Genomic DNA, 19,608 nt, shown 5'->3' with positions numbered 1-19,608 from the left:
TCTAGACTGCGGACAGATCGGGACGATGCGGTCCTGGTCACGCAGGGTCGCTCCCCGGGGAGGGCTGAGCATGATCTCGTCGACGCTGACGATGACGCGTGCCGCGCGCGAGCAGGGGTACGCGGTGCCGGCGGTGAACATCCTCGACGACCTGAGCCTGCGCGCCGTGATCGCCGCCGCGGTGGCCGCGAGCTCGCCGATGATCATCCAGATCTCCGTCAAGACGGTCCGCTCGATCGGCACCGACCTGATCACCACGATGTTCCGGCACGCCGCGGCGGACGTCCCCGTGCCCGTCGCCCTGCACCTCGACCATTGCCCCGACCGTGCGGTCATCTCCGACGTGGTCCGCGCCGGGTGGTCGTCGGTGCTGTTCGATGCCTCCGACCGGGACCTGGAGACCGCCGAGAAGGAGACCGCCGAGGTGGTCGCGGAGGCCCACGCGGCGGGCGTCGACGTCGAGTCGGAGATCGAGAACATCATCGGCGTGGAGGACGGCGTCGGCTCCGACGTCAGCCTGCACTCCTACGACGTCGCCACGCTCGCCGCGGTCGCCGAGCGCACCGGCGTCGACCTGCTGGCTCCCCAGCTGGGCACCGCGCACGGCGAGTACAAGGCGCAGCCGGTCCTGCTGCCCGGACGCGTCCGCGAGCTGGCCGCCCTCACCGACCGCTCGATCGTGCTGCACGGCGGCACCGGGCTGTCGGCCGAGGACTTCGCGACGTTCATCGCCGCCGGGGTCTCCAAGATCAACATCTCGACCGGCGTCAAGGTCGCCTACATGCGGTCCGCCGAGAAGCACCTGGCCGAGGCGCGCGCGCGCGACAAGTGGGACCCGCCGTCGATGTTCCGGGACATCTCGCAGGCCGTGCAGGCCGCGATCGCCGTGCACATCGAGGAGTTCGGCGCGGCCGGGAAGGCGTCGTCGTGAGCCCCGCGCTGGTGTTCGACTGCGACGGCGTGCTGGCCGACACCGAGCGGGACGGGCACCTGCCGGCGTTCAACCGGACGTTCGAGGAGGCCGGCCTCCCGATCCACTGGAGCGAGGAGGAGTACGGGCACCTGCTCGCGATCGGCGGGGGCAAGGAGCGGCTGGCGACCGTGTTCACGCCGGCGTTCGTCGAGACCGCGCACCTGCCCACCGACCCCGACGAGCAGCGGGACCTGGTCGCCCGCTGGCACAAGGCGAAGACGGCGCACTACACGGAGATGGTCGCGGCCGGGGTGATGCCCGGGCGACCCGGCATCGCGCGCATCGTGGCGGAGGTGTCCGCGGCGGGCTGGCGGCTCGCAGTCGCGTCCACGTCGGCGGAGGCGTCGGTCCGGGCGGTGCTGGAGCACGCGGTCGGCGCGGACCAGGCGAGCCGGTTCGCCGTGTTCGCCGGCGACGTGGTGCCCGCCAAGAAGCCCGCGCCCGACATCTACCTGCTGGCCCTGCGCGAGCTCGGCGTCGGTCCCGAGGAGGTGATCGTCGTCGAGGACAGCGCCAACGGCCTGCGCGCCGCGCTCGGTGCCGGCCTGCGCACCGTCGTCACCGTCAGCAGCTACACCGCCGACGAGGACTTCACCGGCGCGTCGCTCGTCGTCAGCTCGCTCGGCGACCTCCCCGACCAGCCGGCCACCGTGCTGGCCAACCCTCACCACCTCGTCGTCGACGGCGAGGTCACCCTGCCCCACCTCGACCAGCTCCTCACCACTCCCTGAGAGGTCCCGCCCGTGTCCGATGCCCGCGTCGAGTCCGTCGTCCGCACCATCACGCAGACCTGCATCGAGAACGAGAAGTACTTCGGGGAGCTCGACTCCGTCGTCGGCGACGGGGACTTCGGCTTCTCGCTCGCGCGCGGCTTCGAGAACGTGCTGGCCCAGTGGGACGACTTCGACCGCACCGACACCGGCACGTTCCTGCAGAAGGTGGCCGTCGTGATGAGCGGGCGGATCGGCGGGACGTCCGGGCCGATCTGGGGCACCGCGTTCCTGCGGGCGGCGGGGCAGGTCAAGGGCAAGCAGGAGATCACCGGCGACGACGTCGTCGCGATGCTGCGCGCCGCGATCGAGGGGATCAAGGCGCGCGGCGGCGCAGACCTGGGCGAGAAGACCCTGCTCGACGCCCTGGCGCCGATGACCGACACCATCGAGCGCGAGCTCGGGGCCGGCACCGCGCCCGCGGACATCGCGAAGGCCGCGGCCGTCACCGCGCGCGAGGCCGCCGAGGCGACCCGGCCGATGCAGGCCCGACGCGGCCGCGCGTCGTACACCGGCGAGCGCAGCATCGGCTCGCTCGACCCGGGTGCGGTCGCGGTCGCCGTGCTGGCCGAGCGCGTCGCCGACACCTGGTGACACCCCCACGTCCGCGCTCCGGGGGCGGCGCGGCGACAGGTCTGGACAACACGACGATGTGGAGGAACGACTGATGAAGAAGTTCGTCAACGACCCGAAGAACTTCGTCCCCGAGATGCTCAAGGGCATCGCGCTGGCCAACCCCGACACCCTGCGCTACGTGCCCGAGTACAACCTGATCATGCGGGCGGACGCCCCCCGCCACGACAAGGTGTCGATCATCCAGGGGTCCGGGTCGGGGCACGAGCCCGCGCACGTCATGGTGGTCGGAAGGGGCATGCTCGACGGCGCGTGTCCCGGTGACGTGTTCGCGGCGCCGCCCATGGAGTACGTGCTGGAGACCGCCAAGCTGCTGGCCTCGGACAAGGGCGTCCTGCTGCTGGTCAACAACTACACCGGCGACAAGATGGCGTTCGAGATGGCCGCCGAGCTGGCCGAGGCCGAGGGGCTGAACGTCAGGACGCTGTTCATCAACGACGACGTCGCGGTCAAGGACTCGACGTGGACGGTGGGCCGACGAGGCGTCGCGGGGAACTTCTTCGTCATGAAGGCCGTCGGCGCCGCCTCCGAGAACGGTGCGTCGCTGGAGGAGCTGGTGCGGATCGGCGAAAAGGTCAACTCCGTCACGCGGACCATGGGCATCGCCCTGACCCCGTGCACGCCGCCTGCCAAGGGCTCCCCCCTGTTCGAGCTGGCCGACGACGAGATGGAGGTCGGTGTCGGCATCCACGGCGAGCCCGGCCGCCGACGCGCCAAGCTGGTGAGCGCCGACGAGATCGTCGACGAGCTGCTGGGCGCGGTCGTCCCGGACCTGCCGTACTCCTCGGGCGACACGGTCGCGCTCATGATCAACGGCCTCGGCGGCACCCCGATCAGCGAGCTGTACCTGCTGTACGGGCTGGCGCACGAGAAGCTGGCTGCGCAGGGCATCACCGTGGGCCGCAGCTACGTGGGCGAGTACTGCACGTCGCTCGACATGGCAGGTGCGTCGCTCACGCTGGTCAAGCTCGACGACGAGATCACGGACCTGCTGATGGCACCCGCGGAGATCGCGAACCGCGTGTTCTGAGCACCGACGGCCACGCGCGGCGACACCCGCATCTCGTCGCGCGTGGTCCTTTCCTTACCGGTACACCTTGTGCGCGGCCGTCCGAATTGTCATGCTCTCAGGGACGGCCAACACGCCCGTTGCACGCGAACGGTCATCCGACAACGACGTAGGAGACTCCGTGTCCAGATCCCTGTCCCGCACGCGCTCGATGCTGCTCGCTGCCGCCAGTGTGGTAGCGCTCTCACTGGCCGTTGCCGCGCCCGCCGCGGCCCACGACGGCCGCGGTCACCACCATCCGGCCCCCGCCACCCGGCTGTTCACGCCCCCGCCGAACGACGGTGCGGTCGCGCAGATCAAGCAGCTGGTGAAGGCCCGCCAGTGGTCGGACGCGGCGGCGATCACGAAGATGGTCGCCACCCCGCAGGCCGTGTGGTTCACCTCCGGGACGCCCGCCGAGGTGACGAAGTCGGTCAAGAAGACGATGAAGCAGGCGCGGATCACCCGCTCGACGCCCGTGCTGGTCGCCTACGACCTGCCGTTCCGCGACTGTGCGCAGTACTCCGCCGGCGGCGCGCTCGACACCGAGGCGTACCTGGCGTGGATCGACGGCTTCGCCGCCGGTATCGGGGACGGCAAGGCGATCGTCCTGCTGGAGCCCGACGGCCTCGGGATCATCCCCTGGTACACCTCGATCAACGGGGCCCAGGAGTGGTGCCAGCCCGCGGACCTCGACCCCGCGACGGCGGCGGCCGACCGGTTCGCGCAGCTGAACGGCGCCGTCGACCGGTTGGCCGCGCTGCCGAACGTGTCCCTCTACCTCGACGGGACGCACAGCGGCTGGCTCGGTACCGGGGACATCGCCGACCGGCTGCACAAGGCCGGGGTCGAGAAGACCGACGGGTTCTTCCTCAACGTGTCCAACTACGAGACCACCGAGCGTCAGGCGAAGTTCGCGTCCTGGATCTCGCAGTGCCTCTGGTACGGCACCAACACCGCCGAGGGCGGCTGGCGCGTCGGCCACTTCGACTACTGCGCCAGCCAGTACTACCCGGCGAACCCGGCCGACTTCAGCACCTGGGGGCTGACCGACCAGTGGTACCTGGACAACGTCACCAACGCGGCCAACCCGCCCAGCGGGCCGGACGTCCTCGCGCACGCCGTGATCGACACCAGCCGCAACGGCCAGGGCCCGTGGACCGCTCCCCCGGGCAGCCCCGCCGGCGACCCGCAGGTCTGGTGCAACCCGCCGGAGCGCGGCCTCGGCCTGAAGCCGACGCTCAGCACCGGTGACCCGTACGTGGACGCCTACCTCTGGGTGAAGATCCCGGGCGAGTCCGACGGCGAGTGCACGCGGTGGGCACCCGAGGGCGGCATCGACCCCGTGCGCGGCTACGCCGACCCGGCCGCCGGCCAGTGGTTCCCGCAGATGGCCCTGGAGCTCGTGCACAACGCCAACCCGGCGAGCTGACCTGCTCCCGGACCGGTCCTGGGTCCCTGCCGCTCAGGGCCGGTCCGGGGGTGACCACGAAACGACGAGCACGCACACGTCGTCGCGCTCGTCCCCCGCGTGCGTGAGGAGTCCCGTGACCAGCGCGCTCACCGAGCTCTCCCGCAGCGCGGCGCCCGCAGCCGCGAGGTCCTCGAGCCCGCCGAGCAACGGCCGGCCCCGGCGCTCGACCAGACCGTCGGTGTAGAGCATCAGCAGGTCCTCCGGATCGAGGTCGACCTCGGCCTCCGTCCGGACGGAGCGGACACCCAGCGGCGTCGACCGGCCCTCCCACAGGAACTCCGGCGCGCCGTGCGCAGGGAACCTCAGCGGTGGCAGGTGGCCCGCGCACGCGTACCGGACACGACCCGTGGTCAGGTCGATCTCCGCGTAGGCCAAGGTGGCCATGAACCCGACACCGGCCCGGGCGACGAACCTGTCGAGCCGGCGCACCAGCTCCGCGGGACCGACGCCGGGGCCGGCGACCGCGCGGACCGCGCTGCGCAGCTGGCCCATCGCCGTGGCGGCGTGCAGCCCGCGGCCGACGACGTCACCCACCGCCACGGCGAGCACGTCGTCGTCGAGCAGGAACGCGTCGTACCAGTCACCGCCGACCTCGAGGGCCTGCACGCCGGGCCGGTACTCGGTGACGACGGTGAACCGGTCGTCGGGCGGGAGGTTCGTGGTGAGCAGAGCGTGCTGCAGCTCGTGCGCGACCGACGCCTTCTGGTCGAACATCCGCGCGCGCTCCAGCGCCAATCCCGCCTGCTGACCCACCGCCGTGAGGACCCCCACGTCCAGCGGGTCGTCGCCCTCCCCCGCTCGCGGAGCCAGCACCAGGATGCCCAGCGGCGCACCCGGATCACCCAGCGCGACGACGACCACCCCTCCGGCATGCACCTCGACGGCCTCGACCGGCCTCGGGGGCGGCCCGGCTGCCACGTGCGGACCGGGCGCCCAGGGCTCGTCGGGCGGATCGGCGGCGTGCTGGCCCGCGGACCCCGAGGATGCCGTGCGCACCAGCCTGCCGTCCTCCGCCGCGATCCACACGGTCGCCGTCGAGGCCCCGAGCCCCGCCACCGCCGTCTGGACCAGTGCCCGGGCCACGCCGTCCGCGCCCACGCCCCGGGACAGCGCCGCTGTGGTGGCCTGCAGGGCGCGGAGCTGGTCCGTCGACCGCTCGGCGGCCGCCCGCGCGGCGAGCAGCTCGCGCTCGTACCGCGAGCGTTCCGTGGCCCTGGACAGGGCGACGTCGACGATCCGGCGGTCGCCGCCGAGCGTCCGCACCACCGCGGACAGGAGCACCGGGAGACGGCCGGCATCGCCGCGCAGCTCCACGGCGACCTCGTCGACCCGCCCCTGCATGTGCAGCAGCGGCGAGAGGTGCGTCTCCCAGTAGATCCGGCCGCCCACCGAGAGCAGCTCGCTCAGCCGCACGCCGGCGAGCACGTCCTGCGGCCCGCGACCGACCCACTCCAGCAGGACCAGGTTGGCGTCGACGATGACGCCGTCGCCGTCGAGCCGCAGCAGCGCGACGGGCGCGACGTCCCAGGCTTCGCTACGACCGGGCGGCGGCATGCGACAGGTAGGCGCTGATGGCGGCGATCACCTGGTCGGGCGCGCTGAGGTTGGGGCAGTGCCCGACGGCGTCGAGGAGCACGAGCTCGCTGGCCGCCAGGTGCTCGTGCACGAACTGGCCCACCTCGGGCGGCGCGATGACGTCCTCGCGGCACTGCAGGACCAGCGCCGGGGTGAGCACCCGGGCGAGGTCCGCGCGGTTGTCCGACAGGAACGTGGTCCGCGCGAACCGGCGCGCGATGGCCGGGTCGGTACGGCAGAACGAGTTGGTCAGCTCCTCGCCCAGCTCAGGGCGTCCGGGGTTGCCCATGATCACCGGCGCGATGAACGCCGACCATCCGAGGTAGTTGTCGTCCATCGTCTCGAGCAGCTCGTCGATCTCCGCCGCGCTGAACCCACCGCGGTAGCCCGCGTCGTCGATGTACCGCGGGCTCGGACCCACGAGCACCAGCCGGTCGAACAGGTCCGGCCGCTCGGCCGCCGCGAGCGCCCCGACCATCGAGCTCACCGAGTGACCCACGAAGACCACGGGCCCCAGGTCCAGCTCGTCCAGGAGCTGCACGACGTCCTGCGCATAGCCGTCGAGCGAGCCGTACCGCTGCGGGTCGTAGGCGGTCAGGTCCGACCCGCCGGCGCCCACGTGGTCGAACAGGACCACCCGGTGGCTCGCCTCGAACGCCGGCGCGACGAACCGCCACATGCTCTGGTCGCAGCCGAACCCGTGGGCGAACACCATCGGCGGCGCACCGGGGGTGCCCGAGAGCACGACGTTGTTCCTGGTGAGCACGGTCATGCCACGAGACTAGGCCGCGGAGGTCGCCGTGCCGTTCGTGGACGCGGCCGGGACCACCACGGTGGACGACGACTCCGTGAGCTGCGAGACGATCTGCGTCAGGTCCAGCCCGGTGGTCGACTTGATGAGCTCCTGCAGCTGCAGGAAGTTCCCCGCGACCGCCTTGGGCAGCGCGGACGCGCCGTCGGTGGACACGACGGTGAGGGTGTCGATGTTCCCCATCGGTGCCGCGAGCTGCTTGGCGATCTCCGGGAGCGTCTCCAGGAGCCGGTCGAACACGGCCGCCTGGTTGAACTCCTTGTAGGCCTCGGCCCGCTTCTGCAGCGCCTCGGCCTCCGCCTTGCCGCGGGCGAGGACCGCCGCGGCCTCGGCCGCACCCTCGAGCTCGGTGGCCTTGGCCTGCGCCGACCGGAGCGCGAGCTCGCCCGCACCGCGCAGCTCGTTCTCCGACTTGGCCGCCTCGGCCGCCTTGACCGCGGTCACGCGCTGCGCCTCGGCCTGCTGCTCGAGCCGGTAGCGCTCGGCGTCGGCGGGCCGACGCACGGTGGTGTCCAGCTGGCTCTCGGTCAGCGCGGCCTGCCTCTGGGCCACCAGCTCCTCCTGCGCGAGGATCTCCTGCTGCCGGGCGGCCGCCTCGAGCGGGCCCGCCGACGCCGACAACGCCTTCGCGCGGTCGGTCTCGGCGAGGATCTCGGCCTGTCGCAGGTCGAGCGAGCGCTGGTAGTTGGCCACCTGCGTCTCGGCGTCGATCCGCTTCTCCTCGGACAGCCGGCGTGCCTCGGCCTCCGCGATCTCGGCCTCTCGGCGGATCGCTGCGGCGGACGCGCGGCCCATGTCGAGGATGTACGTGCCGCCGCCGTGGTCCGTGACCTCCTGGATGGTGAACGCGTCGAGGCTCAGGCCCTGCGCGGTCAGCGAGCCGGTCACCGACTCGAGCACCTGCTGCGAGAACGACTCGCGGTCGCGGATGACCTGCTCCACCGTGAGGTTGCCGACGATGGCTCGCAGCGCACCGGAGAGCTGGTTCGTCGTGAAGCTGTCGATCTCCTCCTGCTGGCTGCCGAACCGCTGGGCGGCCGCGCGGATGGACACGTCCTCGTTGTGCACCTTGACGATCGCGACGCCGGAGACGTTGAGCGCGATGCCCTGCGAGGACGGCGCCCCGTTGACCTCGACGGTGATCCGGCGGGAGGACATGTCGAGCACCGAGAGCTGCTGGACGAACGGCAGGACGAACACCCCGCCGCCGGTCACCACCTTCTGCCCGGACAGGTCACCCGACGTCTTGCCCTTGCGGCCGGTCACGATGAACGCCTCGTTGGGCTTGGCGACGCGGTACCGCTTCGCGATCGCGATTCCGACGACGAGGACGACGAGGACGAGACCTGCCACGCCGAGGACGGGCAGCCAGCTGTCGGGCACGGAGAGCTCCTAGTTCGGTTCGTTCGATGAGACAGGGGTGGAGGTGACCTTGACGACGCCCGGTCCGAGGTTGGACACGACGGTGACGCCGGACCCGGTGGGCAGCGGACCGTCGGCGCGTGCGGCGAGCGCGGTGCTCTGGCCGGCGACGACGAGCGAGATCTGACCGAGCCCGTCGGACGGGATCGACGTGGTGACCGTGGCGGACTGGCCCACGTAGTCGCTGCTGGTGATCTGGTGCGCGGTCGGACCGTTCGTCAGGGCGCGCGTGGCGGCCCCCGCACCGACACCGACCACGGCGCCGGCGACGACACCGCCCAGCGACGCGACCAGCACGCTGACGTCCGTCGTCGCGAGGAGCAGGCCTCCCACGATGCCGAACGTGGCGAGGAACGACAGGACCGCCGTGGACGACAGGTACCCGCCGGTGAAGTCCAGCGCGTCGACCACGCCGTCGAGGAAGTCGCCGACGGTGACGGTGAGGACCAGCAGCAGGAGCGCGACCCCGGCGATCACCCAGAAGATCAGCATGCCGTGGAGTCCTCGGGGTCGGCGGAGAGATCAGCGCACCGGTTATACCGCGTGGCGGGGTCCCCGCGGGGGCGAATCGCAGGCGAACGGGTGACGAACGGCCGTTCAGGGGCGCACGTAGCCCCGCACCCGGTCGACGACGAGCTCGGGCACCGCACCGGCGTCGTCGCCGACGGACCTCTCGGGGAAGTCGAAGACGGCGAGCATCAGCTGCATCGGGTACGACGGAGGACGCGCGCACCGCCGGACCACCACACCGTCGACCAGGAACGTGGCCTCCTCCGGCGACCAGTCGACCGCGTAGGTGTGGTGCGCGGCGAGGTCGAGCGGGAGCCGGACCGCCGCGAAGTCCTCGACGACGGCCGGGTCCCGGAAGGGGTGCAGACCGGTGCCCACCGCGGCGGACCCCGGCTCGACGGCGTCCCCGAACATCTCCGCGACGCAGATCTCCGCCGACCGCTGCGGCTCGTCCTCCAGCCCCACCAGCCAGAACGCGACCATCGACCGCGGCGTCACCACCGCACGCGCCCGCAGCTCGACGTACCCGCCGGACGGGGTCCACCCCCAGAACGTCTCCTGCTCCTCGCGGACGCGCACCCCGTCGCGGTACGGCTGCTGGCCGCGCGTGCCGCCCACCGGCCCGGACCAGCTGCCGGACTGGATGCCCGACACGCGCATCGGGGGCGTGTGGTCGTCCGCGCACCAGAGGCCCCGGTCGGGCGGGATGCGCAGGTGCAGGCACGAGTCGCGCAGCTCGTAGGACGCCGCGGTGGCCGCGCGCGAGCTCCACGCCGGCAGGTAGTGCGGCAGCCACACGGCAGGATCGAGGTCGGGGCCGTCGAAGTCGTCCTCGAAGGCCAGCACCCATCCGTCGGGGTGGTCGGTCACGAACCCCAGTCTCCGACAGGACCCGAGCAGAAGGCAGCCCCTCCATGACCGTCCCCCGCTGGGCGCTCGCGTCCGCGATCACCGCACCCGTCGCCATGATCGGCGGCTGGACGCTCGCCGCGGCACGGCAGCCCTCGTTCGACCCGGTGCAGGAGACGATCAGTGCGCTCGCGGCCTCGACCGCGACCGACCCGTGGATCATGACGGCCGGCCTGGCGCTCACCGGCGTCGCGCACATGGTGACGGCTGCCGGGCTGCGGCCGGTCCCCCGGCGCGCCCGCGTGCTGCACGCGCTCGGCGGAGCGGCCACGCTCGCCGTGGCGCTCCTGCCGGTCGACTCCGCGCCGCGGGCGCACGGGATCGCGGCCGGCATCGGGTTCGGCGCGCTCGCGCTCTGGCCCGCGCTGGCGGGGCGCCGCGGTGCGACCGGCATCCTGCGGCCGGTCGTCACCGTCGGCGCCTCGGTGGGGCTCGTGGGGCTGCTCGGCTGGTTCGTCGTGGAGCTTCAGGGCTCCGGTGACCTGACCGGGCTCAGCGAACGGGCCGTCGCCGGGGCGCAGGCCGCCTGGCCCCTGGTGGTGGTCGTCGCTCTGCGACGTGCCAGTCAGCCGAGGCGTTCGACCAGGATGTCGAGCGCCTGGTCCCACCCGTCGTAGACGTTCTCGTCGCCCGGCTGACCGCTGTGGCCGTCCAGGTGGAACGTCATGCGCGTCTGCTCTCCGAGGTCGTCGAAGGTGACCGTGATCAGCGGCGCGTCCGCCTGGGTGTCCCCGGGGTCGGTCCACGTGAAGCTGAGCCGCTCGGGCTCGACGACCTCGCGGTAGACGCCTGCGGTCGGGTAGGTGCTGCCGTCGGGCGCGACCATCGTGTACCGGTAGGAGCCGCCCGGGCGGACGTCGAGCTCGACAGAGTCCCGTGGCGTCACGATCCCGCGCGGGTGCCACCAGGCCGCGGCCTCGTCGGGGTCGGTCCATGCGCGCCAGATCACCGCACGCGGCGCGTCGAAGACTCGGGTGATGGTGAAGGACTTCCGGTCCGTCTCAAGCATGGTCTGCCTCTCCTCGTCTCGTCCGGAGCCGCTCGTCGAGCAGGTCGAACCGCTCGTCCCACAACCGCCGGTGCGTGTCCACCCACGTCGCGACCTCGTCGAGCGGCTCGGTGCGCAGGACGCACGTGCGCCACTGCGCGGTCACGGTCCGCTCGATCAGACCGGCGTCCTCGAGCACCCGCAGATGCTGCGAGACGGCGGACCGGCTCATGGCGAACGGTGCAGCCACGTCGCCGGCGGTCGCCGGGCCGTGCTGGAGGTGCGTGAGGATCGCGCGCCTCGTGGGATCGGCGAGCGCCGCGAACACGACGCTCAACGGGTCCCGAGCTGGCATGTGAGCAACTCCTTAATTAAGGAACACCTTCAATGTAAACCCCGAACCCAGCGACGACAAGGGGGCACCACCACCCCTACCGTGTCCGGCATGGGGATCGTGCGGGTGAGCTCGTCCGTGTCGCTCGACGGGTTCAGTGCCGGCCCGGACGTCTCGGCGGACGCACCGATGGGCGTGGGCGGCGAACGTCTGCACCGCTGGCTCTTCGGCGGCGGGGGCGACCGCGAGGTGGCTGCAGACGGCACGACACCTGGCGGCGACGACGCCGCCGTCTCCGCGGATCTGTACGCCCGCACCGGCGCGGTGGTCGTCGGGCGCCGGACCTACGACATCGGCGTCGACCTGTGGGGGGACACCCCGTTCCCGGTGCCCACCTTCGTGGTGACGCACAGGGCGCAGGAGCCGCGCCCGATGACCAGCGCGTCGTTCACGTTCGTCACCGACGGCGTCGCGAGCGCGGTGGCGCAGGCCGTGACGGCGGCGGGCGACCGGGACGTCCTCGTCATGGGCGGCGCGGAGGTGGTGCGGCAGGCGCTGGCCGCGGGCGTGGTCGACGAGCTCACCCTCAACGTGGTGCCCGTGCTCCTGCACCGGGGCTCCCGGCTGCTCGACGTCGCGAGCGACCGGCACACCGAGCTCGAGCGCACGGGGCTCGTCGCCACGGCCGAGGCCACGCACCTGACGTTCCGCGTGGTGCGCTGACGAGCTACCCGCGGCTGATCGCGCGCGCGATCCGCTCGGCGTCGATCCCGAGCTCGCGGAACATCCCGCTGATCGGGTTGGTGTACCCCGTGAAGTACAGCCCGGGGGCGGAGGTCGACGTCCGCGGACCGTGCACCCGGGGAAGACCGCGGTCGTCGAGCACGTCGAGGTCACCCACCAGCGGCTCGAGCCCGCGGCGGTACCCGGTCGCCGCGATGATCACCTCGGGCGTGATCCGCGACCCGTCGGCCAGCACCACCGCGCCGTCGTCGAACGTCTCCACCGCCGCGACCGGCTCCACCCGCCGAGCCTGCACCGCCGCGATCAAGCCGACGTCCTGCAGCGGCACCGATCCCTGCCTCACCCGCGAGTACAGGCCGGTGGTCGGCCGCGGCAGGCCGAACTCCGACAGGTCGGGCACCTCGACGCGCGCGACCGCGGCGGCGACCCGGTCCACCACGGGGACGGGCAGGTGCCGCACCACGATCCCGGTGCCCTGCGCCGGCCACCCGAGGTTCGATCGTCGGACGATGTGCGGGGCCGAGCGGATGGCGAGCCGCACCCGTGCGGCCCCGCCCTCCGTGAGGTCCACGGCGATCTCCGACCCGGTGTTCCCGGCACCGACCACGAGCACGTCCTTGCCGCGGTACGGCTCGGGGTTCCGGTACGCCGAGGCGTGCACGAGCTCGCCGAGGAACGTCTCCACGCCTGGCCAGCCCGGCGGCACCGGGGTGTGGTTGTAGCCGGTCGCCACGACCACGGTGGACCCGGCGAGCTCCTCGCCCGTGGTCGACTCCAGCACCCAGCGCCCGTAGCCGGCGCGCGCGATGCGCTTGATCTCGACGCCGGTCCGCACGTCGATCCGGTGGTGCGCGGTGTAGAGCTCGAGATAGCGCACCACGTCGTCGCGGGCCACCCAGCGGCCGAACTCCCGAGGGATCGGCAGCCCCGGCAGGCTCGACCAGCGCCGGGTGGTGTGCAGGTGCAGCCGCTCGTAGTGCCGCCGCCACGACGCGCCGACGTCGTCGGACCGCTCCAGGACCAGGGAGGCGACGCCCTCCCGACGCAGTGCGGCCGCGACCGCGAGACCGCCGGGTCCGGCACCGATGACGAGGACGGCCGCGTTGCTCATGGCTCTTCCTACCGTCTCGGACGCCCGTCCAACAGCCAGTTTCAACTGAACAGTTGGTACTGTCGAATCATGGATCCGATCTCCACGGACGCGGCACGCGCCGCCCGCGACCTGCGCGTGCTGCTCGGGCGGCTCGTGCGGCGGCTCCGCGAGGTCTACGACACCAGCGCGCTCACGCCGTCGCAGCTGAGCGTGCTCAGCCGGCTCGGCACGGCCGGGCCTGCGTCGGCCAGCGACCTGGCGACCGCGGAGGGCGTGCGACCCCAGTCCGTGGCGACGATCCTGACCGCCCTCGACGCGCAGGGGCTCGTGGACCGGACCCCCGACCCGCACGACGGCCGCCGCCAGCTGGTCTCGCTGACGCCCGCCGGCCGCGAGCGCGCGGAAGGCGTCCGTCAGGTGCGCGAGGAGTGGCTGGCCCGCGCCTTCCAGGACCGCTTCACCCCCGCCGAACGCGCCACCGTGCTCGACGCCCTGACCCTGCTGGACCGGCTCACCCTCGAAAGGCCCACCCCGTGACCCTCACGACCCTCGACCCGATCACCGCCCTGGTCGTCGTCGACCTGCAGAACGCGGTGGTCGCCCTCCCCTCCGCGCACCCCACCGCCGAGGTCGTCGCACGCTCCGCCCGGCTGGCCGACGCGTTCCGCCGCAGCGGCCTGCCGGTGGTGCTGGTGCAGGCGCTCGGCAGCGCACCCGGCCGGACCGAGTCACCGCGGCGCGCAGGCGGCGGACCGGTCCCTCAGGGTGCCGCCGACCTCGTCGCGGAGCTGACCCCGCAGCCAGGCGACCACCTGATCACCAAGCGGACCCTCAGCGCGTTCCACCGCACGGGCCTCGCGGAGCTGCTGGACCGTCACGGCGTGACGCAGGTCGTCGTCGTCGGCATCGCCACGACCATGGGGGTCGAGTCGACCGCCCGCGCGGCCTACGAGCACGGGCTGAACGTCACGCTCGCGGTCGACGCGATGACGGACGGGAGCGCCGCGGCGCACGAGAACAGCGTGACGCGGATCTTCCCCCGGCTGGGTGAGACCGGGACGACCGACGAGGTCATCGCCCTGCTCGACGCCGTTCGAGCAGGGTGAGCACCTCGTAGTGCGTGGTCTGCGGGAACATGTCGAGCACCTGCGCCCGGCGGGGCCGCAGCGACGGCATCGCCTCCAGGTCCCGGGTCAGCGACGCGGCGTTGCAGCTGGAGTAGACGACGTGCCGCACGCCCGAGGTCTCCAGCCACCGGCTCAGCGCGTCGCCGATCCCCCGCCGCGGCGGGTTGACGACCACCAGGTCCGGCGCGGCGTCGGCACCCAGCGCGAACGCGGTCGCGTCGCCGGCCGCGAAACGCACGCCCGACAGGCCGAGGTCACGCGCGCTGAGCGTGGCGCTGGCGATCGCCTCGGTGCTGGTCTCGATGCCGACCACCTCGCGCCCGGGCGCCGCCACGTGCAGCGCGAACCCGCCGACCCCGCAGTACAGGTCCCACACGGACGCCGGCGCGAGCTCCTCGATCCACGCGGAGGCGTGCCGGTAGAGCGCGGCGGCCACCTCGGTGTTCGTCTGGAAGAAGCTCTGCGGGCGCAGGTGCAGGTCGATCCCGTTGACGCGCATCCGCAGGGTCTCGGTGGCGGTGAGCAGGATCTCCCGGTCACCCTCGAGCACCGCCTTGTGGTCGGGCAGGAGGTTCACGGAGGCCACGCGCAGCTGCGGCAGGGCGTCGAGGAGCCACGGCAGGTGCTTGCGGATCCGGGCGACGGGCTCCTGCGACCGCAGCACGAACCGGAGCAGGAGCTCCCCGTCCGGCGACTGCGTGACCAGCAGGTTCTTCAGCTCGCCCGTGCGCGCCGGCACGTCGTAGGGCGTGAGGGTCGCGCGGGTGACGAATGCCGCGAGCACGGGGAACGTCGCGGCCAGCGACGGGGGGTAGAGGCCGCAGCCCTGCAGGTCGACGCCGTGGCCACCGGCGTCGAGGATGCCCAGCGTGGGGTGCTCGACCGTCCCGCCGACGACCATCTTCGCCTTGTTGCGATACCCCGACTCCGGCCCGGTCACCGGCGGCAGCCACACGAGGTCGTCGCGCTCGCCGAGCAGGTTCAGGCAGTGCCGCTCCTTGTCCGCGACCTGCTCACCGTGCGGGCGTCCCATCCAGGTGCACGAGCGACAGACCCCCGCATCGAAGTAGTCGCACTGCATGCGCCGGAGCCTACGTCTCGAACGGCTCCAGCAGTCCGCGCACGTAGGACGCCTGGCCGGCATGCTGCAGGCTGTCGCCGACGATGCTGACCAGCCGCACCCCGAGCGTCACGGGCGGGTCCCAGCGCACGTCGACGACGCGGTCGAGATCCTCCGCGGTGAGCCGCCCCAGGTAGGTCTCCGTCTCGACGGCGACCGCGCGGTAGTAGCCGAGCAGCAGCTCACCCGATGCCTTGACGCGGCCCACCTCGTCGGCGCTGTGCCCGTACCCGGTGGCGGACGGGTCGAACGGCAGCGCGAACCGGTCCGCCCACCCCTGGGCCGTCCACACCTGCTCGACCCCCGCCACGTCGGCGACCTGCGCGTCCTGCCCGCGCCCCGCGTGCCAGGCGAGCCAGGCGATGGAGTTGGCCTCCGGGTAGGGCCGCAGGGCCAGCTGGTCCTCGGTCAACCCGCCCACCGCGCGGTCCAGCACCCCCTCCACGCGTCCGAACGACTCGATCAGCAGTGCGGCGACATCCATCCCTCGACGCTACGTCGCGCGTGGGTGGCACGCGCGACGATAGCCCGATGGAGTTCGATGCCCCGCTGTGGCTCTGGAGCGCGCGACGCACCGACGCCTGGACCTTCGTGAGCCTGCCGACCGAGCTCGCCGACGACGTGCTCGACCTCGTCGGCGACGGCGCCCGCGGGTTCGGGTCGGTGCGCGTCGACGTCTCGGTCGGTGCGACGACCTGGCGGACCTCGATCTTCCCGTCGACGGACACGTACGTGCTGCCCGTGAAGAAGGCGGTCCGCCGGGCCGAGCACCTCGACGTCGGCGACACCGTGCACGTGCGCCTGACGCTGGTGGACTTCTAGAGCAGGTCCGCCAGCATCGCCGCCGCCCGCGCCGCACCGTCCGTCGCGACCGGCCGGTACCGCACGTCGCGGCTGGCCTCCTTGACGATCGCCTCCGCGAGCGCGTCGGGGTCGAGCGCGTCCTCGTACGCCAGGTGGCGGCCGGCCTCGTACCGGTCGAGCCGCTTGCGCACGTGCAGGTTCTGCTCGAAGTGGTGCCGCAGCGGGACGTACACGAACGGCTTGTTCAGCGCGGTGAGCTCCATGGTCGTCGTCAGGCCGCCCTGGACCACCGCCACGTCGCACGCTGCGAGGTGGCGGAACAGGTCCGGCACGTACCCGAGCACCGTCGACCCCTCCCACGCCGGCAGCGACCCCGGGTCGATCCGCGGGCCGGTGACGAAGGCGAACCGCAGCTCCGGCGCGAGCTGGCGGACCAGCGGCACGACGTCCATGACGCGCCGCAGCAACGATGTCCCGACGCCGGACCCACCGACCGTCACCAGGCAGAGCTTCTCCTGCGGCCCGACGCCGAGCTCGGCGCGCAACCGCTCCGTGCCCTCCAGCTCCGCGGGGTCGAACCCCGTGACGTAGCCGGCGAAGTCGAAGTTCTCCTGCGTCCACGTGCGGATGCTGGGCAGCCCCGGACCGAAGTCGTCCTCGACGATGTCGTCGGGGTCGCCGACGAACACCGAGCGGTCCCGCACGCGCGCGAACCGGGCGCGGTGCTCGATCATCTCCGCGTTGTAGTCCGCCGTCAGCGCGGCCTCGCGCGGACCGCCGTCGGACATCGGGAGCCAACCGACGAAGTCCGTCATCCACGCGAACGAGAACCGCTTGAGCTCGGGGTTCTCGTGCAGGAAGTAGTCGACGTCCCACGCCTCGTCGCCGATCACCAGGTCGTAGCCGCCGTCGGCCACCACCTCGTCGAACACCATGAAGTTGTGCACCAGGATCTCGTCCATCCGGCGGATGGCCTGGAACGCGTGCAGGTCGTGCTCGCCGGCCTCGTGCTCGATATGGCCGGACTCGTTGCGCAGCCACGCCGACGCGGGGTGCAGCGTCTCGCCGTGCTGCGCTAGCACCTTCGTCACCGGGTTCTGGGCGAGCCAGTCGATCTGCAGCTCGGGCTTGCGGGCCCGCAGCTCGGCCGCGACCGCGACGTCGCGCTGCGCGTGGCCGAGACCGATCGGCGACGAGAGGTACAGCGCGCGCATCGGCCGACGGGCGGCGCGCACCCACGCCCGCCGCGGGCTCGGTGGCGTGAACCGGTCGACGAACTGCGCGATGAGGTGGTTGACCTTCACCGGGTCGCGCGCCGACGGTCCGTGCCCGGCGTGCTCCAGCAGGACCAGCTCGCCACGGGTGAGCTCGGCCAGCCGCTCGCCGAACGCGTGCGGCCGGATGCGGTCGTCGGTGCCGTGCACGACGACCACCGGGCACGTCACCTGGCGGGCCAGCGGCGCGACCGGCTCACACACCGCGCCCTCGCAGCCGAGCCGGCCCGCGGTGGTGTCCGCCAGGGTCTCCGGCGTGATCTCGTGGGCCCAGCCGATGCAGTCCTCGATCTGCTTGGTCGAGTGCGGCTCGGAGAACATCTTGTGGAAGAAGAACTCGGTGAAGTCGTCGTACCCGCCGCCGGTCCAGTAGTGCTTGTTGTACTTGGCCCAGCCCTGCGACGTGTCCAGCGGCTCGTCCCACGGCACGTGGTCGCGACCCGGGGTGGCCACGTCGAGACCGCACGACGGGGCGATCGCCATGATCCCGAGCACCCGGTCCGGGTCGCCCGCCGCCACGTGCACCGCCCACGACGCCCCGCAGGACTCGGTGACCAGCACCGCGCGGTCCGTCCCCGTGGCGTCCAGCACAGCGAGGATGTCGTCGGCGTACTGCCGGTCGGTGTACTCGGCGGCGCCCTCTGGTCGACCCGACCGACCGCTCCCGCGGCCGTCGAACGTGATCACCCGGTAGTGCCGGGCGAGGAACCCGATCTGCGCCTTCCAGAACCGCGACGGCACGATCGACCAGGTGGGGACGAGCACGACGGTCAGGGGGTGGTCCTGGTGGAACACCTCGTACGCCAGCTCGACCCCGTCGCGCGCGGTCACACCGACCACGTCGGGGTCGGCAGACCTGCTCGGGTGGATTCCCACCCGAGCAGTGTCCGCCTGGAGGCGATCCCGAGTCACGGGCGTACCTCGAACACGTTGTTGAACGGCGTGTTCGCCGCGGTGCGGAACGCCGTGAACCCGGCGGCGGTCGAGACGTCGCGGATCTTGGCCGGTCCGGCCTGCGTGCCGAGCGCCAGCCCCACGTCCTGGCTCAGGGACGCCGGCGTGCACAGCAGCGTCGAGAAGCCGTAGTACGCGCGTCCGACGGTGTTGAGGTTGTCCTCGACGCGGTCGCCCGCCATCGGCTCGACCACCATCCACGTGCCGTCCGCGGCGATCGCGTTGCGCACGTGCCGGGCAGCGCCCACCGGGTCGCCCATGTCGTGCAGGCAGTCGAACATCGCGATCAGGTCGTACCCGGAGCCGCTGAACGCCGTCGCGGGGGCCACCTCGAACGTCACGCGGTCGTCCACCCCGGCGGCCCGGGCGCGCTCGCGGGCGATGTCGATCGACGCCGCGTGGTAGTCCGAGCCGACGAAGGTGGAGTTCGGGAACGCCTTGGCCAGCAGGATCGTGGACGCGCCGTGCCCGCAGCCCACGTCCGCGACCTTGGCGCCGGCCTCCAGCTTGGCGGTGACCCCCTCGAGTGCGGGGATCCACTCCGTGAGCAGGTGCCCGTTGTACATGGTGCGGAAGAAGCGCTCACAGCCGTGGTGCACGTCGGTGTGGTGCTCGTGCCAGCCGAGGCCGTCGCCGTCGCGGGCCGCCTGGAAGATGTCGTCGGAGCCGTGCACGGTGCCCAGAGCCAGCTGGAAGAAGCCGGCCAGGTAGGCCGGGCTCGTCGGGTCCGCGAGCGCCACGGCGTGCTCGGCGGGAAGCGTGTAGCGGCGGGACGCGGCGTCGTACTCGACGTAGCCGCCGGCCGCCTGGTTGTTCAGCCACTCGCGGGCGTAGTGCTCGCTGGTCCCGGTCTGCGCGGCCAGCTCTCCGGGCGTGACGGGCGCGCCGTCCGCCATCGCGCTGTAGTAGCCCAGCTTGTCGCCCATCACCACCAGCGCGGTGTTCAGGGTGGCGCCGACCTCGTCGACGGCGCGGAACACGAAGGACATGAGCTTGTCGGGGTCGATGGTCCGCTCGGTGAACGGCAGGGTCTGGGTCATGGTGG

At 72.4% G+C, this 19,608-nt stretch carries 22 protein-coding genes; 10 read left to right on the top strand and 12 right to left on the bottom strand.

Going from position 1 to position 19,608, the window contains the following annotated elements; genetic code table 11:
- Positions 1-70 precede the first annotated feature (70 nt).
- The 5 genes from AC1DXT_RS07615 to AC1DXT_RS07595 all read left to right on the top strand — a co-directional run bounded on the left by AC1DXT_RS07615 (position 71) and on the right by AC1DXT_RS07595 (position 4,856).
- Positions 71-931, top strand: a complete 861-nt coding sequence (locus tag AC1DXT_RS07615) for a class II fructose-bisphosphate aldolase (RefSeq protein ID WP_477060720.1) — start codon at positions 71-73, stop codon at positions 929-931.
- Positions 928-1,704 (top strand): HAD-IA family hydrolase, encoded by a 777-nt coding sequence (locus tag AC1DXT_RS07610; protein ID WP_477060719.1) that lies wholly within the window; start codon positions 928-930, stop codon positions 1,702-1,704. The genes AC1DXT_RS07615 and AC1DXT_RS07610 overlap by 4 nt, the downstream gene beginning before the upstream one ends.
- Before the next feature lie 12 nt (positions 1,705-1,716).
- Entirely contained in the window at positions 1,717-2,337 is a 621-nt protein-coding gene (gene dhaL / locus AC1DXT_RS07605; protein ID WP_477060718.1) for a dihydroxyacetone kinase subunit DhaL, read from the top strand.
- 73 nt (positions 2,338-2,410) lie between these two features.
- Positions 2,411-3,406 (top strand): dihydroxyacetone kinase subunit DhaK, encoded by a 996-nt coding sequence (gene dhaK, locus AC1DXT_RS07600; RefSeq protein WP_477060717.1) that lies wholly within the window; start codon positions 2,411-2,413, stop codon positions 3,404-3,406.
- Positions 3,407-3,566: 160 nt separating this feature from the next.
- The gene (locus tag AC1DXT_RS07595) at positions 3,567-4,856 is read left to right on the top strand and encodes a glycoside hydrolase family 6 protein (protein ID WP_477060716.1); all 1,290 of its coding nucleotides are present in this window, start codon (positions 3,567-3,569) and stop codon (positions 4,854-4,856) included.
- 33 nt (positions 4,857-4,889) lie between these two features.
- Here AC1DXT_RS07595 and AC1DXT_RS07590 read toward each other — a convergent pair whose 3' ends face one another.
- From AC1DXT_RS07590 to AC1DXT_RS07570, 5 genes are all read right to left on the bottom strand, one after another.
- Positions 4,890-6,452 (bottom strand): SpoIIE family protein phosphatase, encoded by a 1,563-nt coding sequence (locus AC1DXT_RS07590; RefSeq protein ID WP_477060715.1) that lies wholly within the window; start codon positions 6,450-6,452, stop codon positions 4,890-4,892.
- Positions 6,433-7,245, bottom strand: coding sequence for an alpha/beta fold hydrolase (locus AC1DXT_RS07585; protein WP_477060714.1), 813 nt, complete (start codon positions 7,243-7,245; stop codon positions 6,433-6,435). Before AC1DXT_RS07585 ends, AC1DXT_RS07590 begins: the two co-directional genes overlap by 20 nt.
- 9 nt (positions 7,246-7,254) lie before the next feature.
- Positions 7,255-8,667, bottom strand: coding sequence for a flotillin family protein (locus AC1DXT_RS07580; protein WP_477060713.1), 1,413 nt, complete (start codon positions 8,665-8,667; stop codon positions 7,255-7,257).
- A gap of 9 nt (positions 8,668-8,676) precedes the next feature.
- The gene (locus AC1DXT_RS07575; protein ID WP_477060712.1) at positions 8,677-9,198 is read right to left on the bottom strand and encodes a hypothetical protein; all 522 of its coding nucleotides are present in this window, start codon (positions 9,196-9,198) and stop codon (positions 8,677-8,679) included.
- 105 nt (positions 9,199-9,303) lie between these two features.
- Entirely contained in the window at positions 9,304-10,086 is a 783-nt protein-coding gene (locus AC1DXT_RS07570; RefSeq protein ID WP_477060711.1) for a glycoside hydrolase family 16 protein, read from the bottom strand.
- A gap of 44 nt (positions 10,087-10,130) precedes the next feature.
- On the opposite strand from AC1DXT_RS07570, the gene AC1DXT_RS07565 reads away from it, so the two are divergent.
- A complete protein-coding gene (locus AC1DXT_RS07565; protein ID WP_477060710.1) occupies positions 10,131-10,742 on the top strand; it encodes a DUF998 domain-containing protein in 612 nt (203 codons plus the stop codon).
- Here the strand turns inward: AC1DXT_RS07565 and AC1DXT_RS07560 are convergent.
- Both AC1DXT_RS07560 and AC1DXT_RS07555 read right to left on the bottom strand, forming a co-directional pair.
- Entirely contained in the window at positions 10,691-11,134 is a 444-nt protein-coding gene (locus tag AC1DXT_RS07560; protein WP_477060709.1) for an SRPBCC family protein, read from the bottom strand. The genes AC1DXT_RS07565 and AC1DXT_RS07560 overlap by 52 nt on opposite strands.
- Entirely contained in the window at positions 11,127-11,468 is a 342-nt protein-coding gene (locus tag AC1DXT_RS07555; RefSeq protein ID WP_175348501.1) for an ArsR/SmtB family transcription factor, read from the bottom strand. The genes AC1DXT_RS07560 and AC1DXT_RS07555 overlap by 8 nt, the downstream gene beginning before the upstream one ends.
- 90 nt (positions 11,469-11,558) lie before the next feature.
- On the opposite strand from AC1DXT_RS07555, the gene AC1DXT_RS07550 reads away from it, so the two are divergent.
- Entirely contained in the window at positions 11,559-12,170 is a 612-nt protein-coding gene (locus AC1DXT_RS07550; RefSeq protein WP_477060708.1) for a dihydrofolate reductase family protein, read from the top strand.
- A 4-nt stretch (positions 12,171-12,174) separates the two neighbouring features.
- Here the strand turns inward: AC1DXT_RS07550 and AC1DXT_RS07545 are convergent, their stop codons facing one another.
- The gene (locus AC1DXT_RS07545; RefSeq protein ID WP_477060707.1) at positions 12,175-13,302 is read right to left on the bottom strand and encodes a flavin-containing monooxygenase; all 1,128 of its coding nucleotides are present in this window, start codon (positions 13,300-13,302) and stop codon (positions 12,175-12,177) included.
- 69 nt (positions 13,303-13,371) lie between these two features.
- Here AC1DXT_RS07545 and AC1DXT_RS07540 point away from each other — a divergent pair, with 69 nt between their 5' ends.
- On the top strand, positions 13,372-13,821 hold the full coding sequence (locus tag AC1DXT_RS07540) for a MarR family winged helix-turn-helix transcriptional regulator (RefSeq protein ID WP_477060706.1): 450 nt from the start codon (positions 13,372-13,374) through the stop codon (positions 13,819-13,821).
- Entirely contained in the window at positions 13,818-14,390 is a 573-nt protein-coding gene (locus AC1DXT_RS07535) for an isochorismatase family protein (protein ID WP_477060705.1), read from the top strand. The genes AC1DXT_RS07540 and AC1DXT_RS07535 overlap by 4 nt, the downstream gene beginning before the upstream one ends.
- Here the strand turns inward: AC1DXT_RS07535 and rlmC are convergent.
- Positions 14,356-15,492: a 23S rRNA (uracil(747)-C(5))-methyltransferase RlmC gene (rlmC, locus tag AC1DXT_RS07530; protein ID WP_477060704.1), complete on the bottom strand. Its 1,137-nt coding sequence runs from the start codon at positions 15,490-15,492 to the stop codon at positions 14,356-14,358. The genes AC1DXT_RS07535 and rlmC overlap by 35 nt on opposite strands.
- A 10-nt stretch (positions 15,493-15,502) precedes the next feature.
- The gene (locus AC1DXT_RS07525) at positions 15,503-16,015 is read right to left on the bottom strand and encodes a mycothiol transferase (RefSeq protein ID WP_477060703.1); all 513 of its coding nucleotides are present in this window, start codon (positions 16,013-16,015) and stop codon (positions 15,503-15,505) included.
- A 47-nt stretch (positions 16,016-16,062) separates the two neighbouring features.
- Here AC1DXT_RS07525 and AC1DXT_RS07520 point away from each other — a divergent pair, with 47 nt between their 5' ends.
- Complete coding sequence (locus tag AC1DXT_RS07520; RefSeq protein ID WP_477060702.1) at positions 16,063-16,353, top strand: DUF1905 domain-containing protein; 291 nt, start codon at positions 16,063-16,065, stop codon at positions 16,351-16,353.
- Here AC1DXT_RS07520 and AC1DXT_RS07515 read toward each other — a convergent pair.
- Positions 16,350-18,485, bottom strand: coding sequence for an alpha/beta fold hydrolase (locus AC1DXT_RS07515; RefSeq protein ID WP_477060701.1), 2,136 nt, complete (start codon positions 18,483-18,485; stop codon positions 16,350-16,352). The two genes, AC1DXT_RS07520 and AC1DXT_RS07515, sit on opposite strands and share 4 nt — an antisense overlap.
- A 32-nt stretch (positions 18,486-18,517) precedes the next feature.
- On the bottom strand, positions 18,518-19,603 hold the full coding sequence (locus AC1DXT_RS07510) for a class I SAM-dependent methyltransferase (RefSeq protein ID WP_477060700.1): 1,086 nt from the start codon (positions 19,601-19,603) through the stop codon (positions 18,518-18,520).
- Between the last annotated feature and the right edge of the window lie 5 nt (positions 19,604-19,608).

It is taken from the genome of Cellulomonas sp. P1_G12_2 (assembly GCF_056405535.1).
This window is presented reverse-complemented; position numbering and strand designations above follow the sequence as displayed.